The following is a 5,765-nucleotide window of genomic DNA, read 5'->3' as shown; positions in this document are numbered from 1 at the left end:
CGTGTAGAGCAAACGGCTCAGTACGTTGACTTCCAGATTACGCTCAATCCTCATAGATACGCTCAGGGATTCGGAAAGGTTATCGCTGATGATCCTATCAACTTGATCTTACGTGTACGTTACGGCGCTCATGAGGGCGTTCAGGAGATGATTAATATGATCGGTGCTGCTGCTGGTCTTGGTCCGGCTATCGTGACCGAACCTAAATAAGAACGACCTTTTTTGCGTTCATATAATTCCTAAAGGGGAGAGATTCAATTCTTTCCCCTTTTTTATTAACTTTGAGGCATAAGAACTTAAATATTGTAGTATGTCCGCTATTAATGAATATTTAAAGAGACTGGCTTCTATATTCGGAAGCATGGGTTTCTCCGTTCCGCCAGATGACTTCTCAGGGGTTGTGATAGACGGAAAGACGTATCCGGTCATGATGAGGAATGACGGGTGTTACGTGTACTTCGATGATAAAGGAGTAAAGAGACTTGTAAGCGATGTCCCTAGAAAGGACTATCAGTTCATTAACATCAAGGACGCGCGTGTGTCGATTGTCAACCAATGCTATCGCACGCCGGGTGGTCAGGTAGAGGCTCGTATCCATACCTATATGAATAATAAGGGAGAGATACTGGCCGAGAAGATATTTATCATCAACTCTTCAGATGTTGATACGCCTATTGGTACGGAATTGGACAAAGTTCCTGCCGAGTGGGTAGCTATAGATTGTAGCATAGCGGAGATGACCGATCGGGAGTTGATATTTGTAAGCAAATGTTATGCCACGGAAGGCGGTAAGGTTCAGATTGAGGGCGTGGAGTCGGTTGATCCCCGCCTGAACCCCGAGGTATCCCACTACGAGGTGGTGAATACGACCGACGATAGTAACCCTATCGGTACGGAGTATGACAAGATACCTGATACATGGAATCGTATAGTATGTGATTTCCCTGATATGACTCAAAGGGAGATAATACCGGTTCTTAAATGCTTTGATACCGGTACCGGGAGAGTACAGATAGAGGGATATAAGATATTTGATTATGAGATGGGTATCAGAAAGGAATGGTATCGCATCAAGCAAAGTACCGATCATGAGAATCCTGTAGGAGAATTTATCACTAATATAAGCGATGACTGGGTTGAGGTTGTTTGCGACTTCACGGATATGGAGGATCGGGATATTGAGGTAACTGTAGAATGTTATAAGACACCGGCCGGTAAGGTGAAGCTGGAGGTTCTCACGTCATGGGACGGGAATATAGGGGTTAGGGATAAGAGTTATAAAGTCCTGGAGACTACCGATCCGTCACAGCCTGAGGGCGCCAGCTTCATTTCCTTGCCAGACACTTGGATAAGGGCTGTCTGCGATTTCGACGATATGGAAGAACGTGACATTAGATCTTACATTGAATGCTACGATGGAGGTAACGGCCATGTCAAGCTTCGTAGGTTAGTTTCTTATGACTCCAAGATAAAGGCCAGATATACCCGTTTCGAAGTCCTTGAGTCGGATGACGCTGGCTTCGTCCCGGGGACCGACTTAGCTACCCTCCCAGAGAGTTTCTCTTTGGTCCCATGTGATTTTACGGATATGGAGGATAGAAACGTTCAAGTATATCGTGAGTGTTATGCTTTCAAAGGACAGCGTATTGAGGTGGATAAGGTTGTCTCTTATGACGGTGATCTAGGTGATAGGAAGGCCAAGTATATTGTACGTGAGAGCGAGGACGGCGCTATCTTAATAGATCAGGAATATGATGAGATCCCTTTTGGATGGAAGAAATCTCCTTGCGATCTTGAGAACCTTCGTGACAGGCATGTATCTTACTACGATCAGTGTTATGTCACGGAGAACGATAAACGGGTTAAGATCCATAATATTGTTATATATAACTCTTTAGGATATGAGTGGTATCATTTCTATGAGGTTACGCAGTCAGAGGATGATAAATATGAGGTAGGCGATATTAACTCCTCTATGATTGATAAATGGAGTAGGGTTGAGTGTGAGATGCCTGATATGGAGAATCGGTTCTTGGATACGACAGATACCTGCTATGATACAGGGAATGGAACGGTTAAGATAAGGCGTCAGGAGTCTATTGACTATAAGCTTAATGTCCGGGAGTTTGATTATAAGATCGTGGAGTCAACCGATCCTGATCATCCTACCGATACCACCCCTACCCAAGATACGGTTAGTGGCTGGACGGTAATAAGCTGTGACCTTAATATCATGGAGGTAGATGACTGTTATGAGGTTGGTGGTCATAAAATCCATTTAAAGGGATTCAGGACGGTCAATCCGGCGTTACAGGATATTAAGTCCATATTGTATGTCGTATATTCCGACCATCCTGATTATAGTGCTGGTGATGAGCTTAATTCTATTCCAGAGGGGGCTAAGGTCACGATCTGTGATTATGCGGATAAAAGCCAAAGGCATATGGTCCCGGTGCGCGAGTGCTATGAGGTAGCCGATGGCCGGTTCTATGTGGAGGGAAGCAGGTTGGTGGATAACAATATGGTCGTTGAGCGGATGTCGGTGATGGTGCTGGAGTCATCCTCCCAGACCTACCCGGTAGGTACGACGCTGACCTCCATTCCTGTTGGCGCTACTATCGTGGCTTGTTTATGTCAAACTTGTTAATCCGTGATGTTATGGTAAGAACATGCAATGATTATTATATGATCGACGCCATGGCTGGCGGTGAGGTCATAAGGAAAAGGAAATATCGTCGTGAGAATACGATGATCGGATATAAGTGGTATGATTATAATGGGGTTGAGGTTATCGACCCCATTGAGATATCACGTCTTGATAGTCTGGCCACCAAACATCAGCGTGTGGATCAGGCTTACGATGACCATGCTGTTTTCATGTCATCAACCAACTACGTTAATAGCGTATCTGGTATACCTATGGACAAACATATGGTTGTAGTCGAATGGAGGCCGGAAAGCGAACAGGGGTTTGTTACGATGGCTCATGAGCAAGGTCTGGAAGGTGATAGCTATTATATCGTTGTCATCAATACAGGTGATAAGCAAGCCACGATCTATACTCCGGTAGACCCGGAGGAGCCAAAAGAAGGCGCTACCCGTGCCGAAGATGACGCCAGCGTCTCTGTTGGAGGATCGTACGTATCTATATCTCCAAGGCAAGTGGAGAGAATAAGAGTCACGTTTAGGGGCGGGAAGTGGTATTATGAGCTGGTGACTAAAACATATCCTAGCAATACCGGTGGTATTAAGATCGGTGACGTGGATTTCGTTACGTTCAGATATTTGTGGGACGAAAGTTCAGGAAGGGATTTGGATACCATGACAGAGGCTCTTAACTCGAATGTTCCTACCATAGATAATTTAGGCGTAGGATTCGCTGGTCCAGGTAATAATGACGATCATGTAAGAAGCGTACTTAAATGGGGAGGAGACAATACCGGATCAGGCAAGGAATGTGTATGGATGTCGGTAAAGGATCTTCGTGCTCAATATTATGATATATTACCTGAAGAGACTCAGTTTATAGCCTACTCCACATGGTTTGGATCCAAAGGTACTGGTAAGTGTTCTTTTGAGCTTGTAGGGTATAAGGGCGGTACGATGAGACAGGATGGGTATAACTTTATCAATACCGGAGGATCTGTCGTGTATCAAAACACATATGATTTTATATGCAATACTAGTAAGGGGGCAAGTACATATAAGACTTCTTATCAGAAAGTAGCCCGTATTACTTATAATAAGCTCACCAATGAGGTCTATATGTCTATAGGCGATGCTATAGATCAGGAGGATAATTATGATAAGCTGGAGCGGGAGATCAATAATATAAAGGAAAGACTTAGCGATGTCGAGAGCGAGTTGGCTGTCGTAAGACGTATAGCCGAGGGTAAGAACACGGCGTATATCTTTGATACGGTCGATGCCATGAATGAGTGGCTGGCGGTCCCGGAGAACACGGCTAAGCTCCGTGTGGGGGACAGCTTCTGGATCAGGGAGCAGGATGTTCCTGATTATTGGTGGGATGGAACTCAGGCTTTAGAGCAGGAAGGTCCGAAGGTGGATTTGTCTCCTTATTATACGAAAGATGAGATTAATAATATTGTTAATGATATCAACCAGAAGATAGAGGATAAGAGTACGTCGATCATCTTTGATACCTATATCCAGATGAAGTCTTTTGTAGATGATCCTACCAATGCCGACAAGCTTAAGGAAGGTACCATCTTGTTGATACGAGAGAAAAACGTACCTGATTATTATTACGATGGAGCTGGGATAGTTAAGATGGAATCCGACGTAGAGCAATGCCTTTATGTTACTTTGACTAATAAGCCTACGGAAAGCACTGTAAGTTATATCCAAGATCGAGAGGTGACTAATTTCGCTCCTGGAGCTATAGTTAGATGGGTTGACGCTGATGGTAATAACGTTTTTTATAAACTTGTAGAGGTAGTAGGTGGTAAGGCTAAGTGGATTACGTTGATTGATACAAGATATGGTAATGTTACGTTGCAAAGCACTTATGACAAGAACTATGAGATCGTGAATATCGTATCTGGATCACGTTTACAAGCTATAAATAGCGATAAGGATGAGATCAAGTTCGTTAATAGCGCTACCGGTAATGTTACTGTCGTGTTTAACGCTACGGTATCAGGAGGAGCCAAGAAACTTACGAGCCTGTTGGCCGTGAATGAGGTGGTCCTTACGCCTGGGGCGGCGGCGTCCTTCACCCGTACCGGCGAGACCTTCACCCTCTCCGATCTTTTTGGCGTTACGATCTTCCCGGATCTGGCTGATTCCAACCGTAAGGGAGAATGGGTGATGAGCGTAGGCGTAACCGGAAAACCGATCCTTATGGAGGTAAAGGAGATGAGGAAATGGGATGAGGGTATTGTCAGGGAACTTACTATTGATGAGCTTAACGAGAAGTTCCCTAACGTGGATATCGGATTCGCCGTCGTATGCAAGACCATCAACAAAGTATATGAGATGGTTAATGGATATAAGGAATGGGTGTCTTATGATATAACCTCAATAAATTAATGGTATGGCTTTTTTAGTAGGATACGACACGGCAGCGTCCTATGTCACGTTTATAGTGAATGAGGATAGATTCCCTTGTTTTGATGGTAAGGGTGCTGATTATATACCCGATCCGATAATATCGGTGCATGCTTTTAATCGCAATCTTAGGTTCTCGACCTCTAAACCGGGATTCGTGGATGTTGATTGGGGGGACGGGACAAAGGATCAATATCCTTTAGTTAAGATATCTGATGGTAGTTATAGGATTGTATTCAGGTCTCTTGACATTGAGTATAAGAAGAATCCGGATGATACCGTATGGTGGTATAAGAAAGAGGATGGTTCACAATACATACCGGTCCCTCCACATAAGTATAGCGATATCAGGCGTAGAGAGGTTACGATGAGGTTCTCTAACGTAATCAATGGGGAGTTCAATATGGATGGTATTGTCCTCCATGATTTTCCTATAGTTAATCTACCTGATATAACTTATTTTGCTGTGGTTAGATCCGTTTTAAAAAATGGAGATATCCCATATGACAGGATAAGCAAGAGTGTTAATCTTCGTAGTATACAGATGGGAGCTTTTTCTCATTCTGGTGTATGGAGTAATTGGCCAGAAGGTTTTTTTAATATGAAAAACCTGAGGTATTTCGGATGCAATAGCGTTTTTAATTTCGGGGATGATCCTGATTCTAATTGGAGAAGGTTCTCTGAATGGAAGAATC

4 protein-coding genes are annotated in these 5,765 nt (G+C 43.8%); all 4 read left to right on the top strand.

From position 1 onward, the window contains the following. Nucleotides 1–210: hypothetical protein (locus ACFFUV_RS23110; RefSeq protein WP_390198215.1), on the top strand; the 210-nt coding region annotated here is incomplete at its 5' end. 100 nt (nt 211–310) lie between these two features. Continuing rightward, nucleotides 311–2,647 carry a hypothetical protein gene (locus ACFFUV_RS23105; RefSeq protein ID WP_390198213.1) on the top strand — a complete coding sequence of 779 codons (2,337 nt, stop codon included), beginning with the start codon at nt 311–313 and terminating at the stop codon, nt 2,645–2,647. Between the two features lie 38 nt (nt 2,648–2,685). Beyond that, nucleotides 2,686–5,052 (top strand): hypothetical protein, encoded by a 2,367-nt coding sequence (locus ACFFUV_RS23100; protein WP_390198211.1) that lies wholly within the window; start codon nt 2,686–2,688, stop codon nt 5,050–5,052. Between the two features lie 4 nt (nt 5,053–5,056). Beyond that, nucleotides 5,057–5,765 (top strand): hypothetical protein (locus tag ACFFUV_RS23095; protein ID WP_390198208.1); only part of this gene is annotated, 709 nt, incomplete at its 3' end.

The sequence above is a fragment of the Vibrio olivae genome, from assembly GCF_042428525.1.
Lineage (GTDB): Bacteria > Pseudomonadota > Gammaproteobacteria > Enterobacterales > Vibrionaceae > Vibrio > Vibrio olivae.
The sequence above is the reverse complement of the archived record's forward strand: the minus strand, read 5'-3'. Positions and strand labels throughout refer to the sequence as shown.

Excerpts from the sequence above, each read along its gene's own strand:
- ACFFUV_RS23105 (WP_390198213.1), top strand. The coding sequence starts at position 311 with ATGTCCGCTATTAATGAATATTTAAAGAGACTGGCTTCTATATTCGGA.
- ACFFUV_RS23100 (WP_390198211.1), top strand. The coding sequence starts at position 2,686 with ATGATCGACGCCATGGCTGGCGGTGAGGTCATAAGGAAAAGGAAATAT.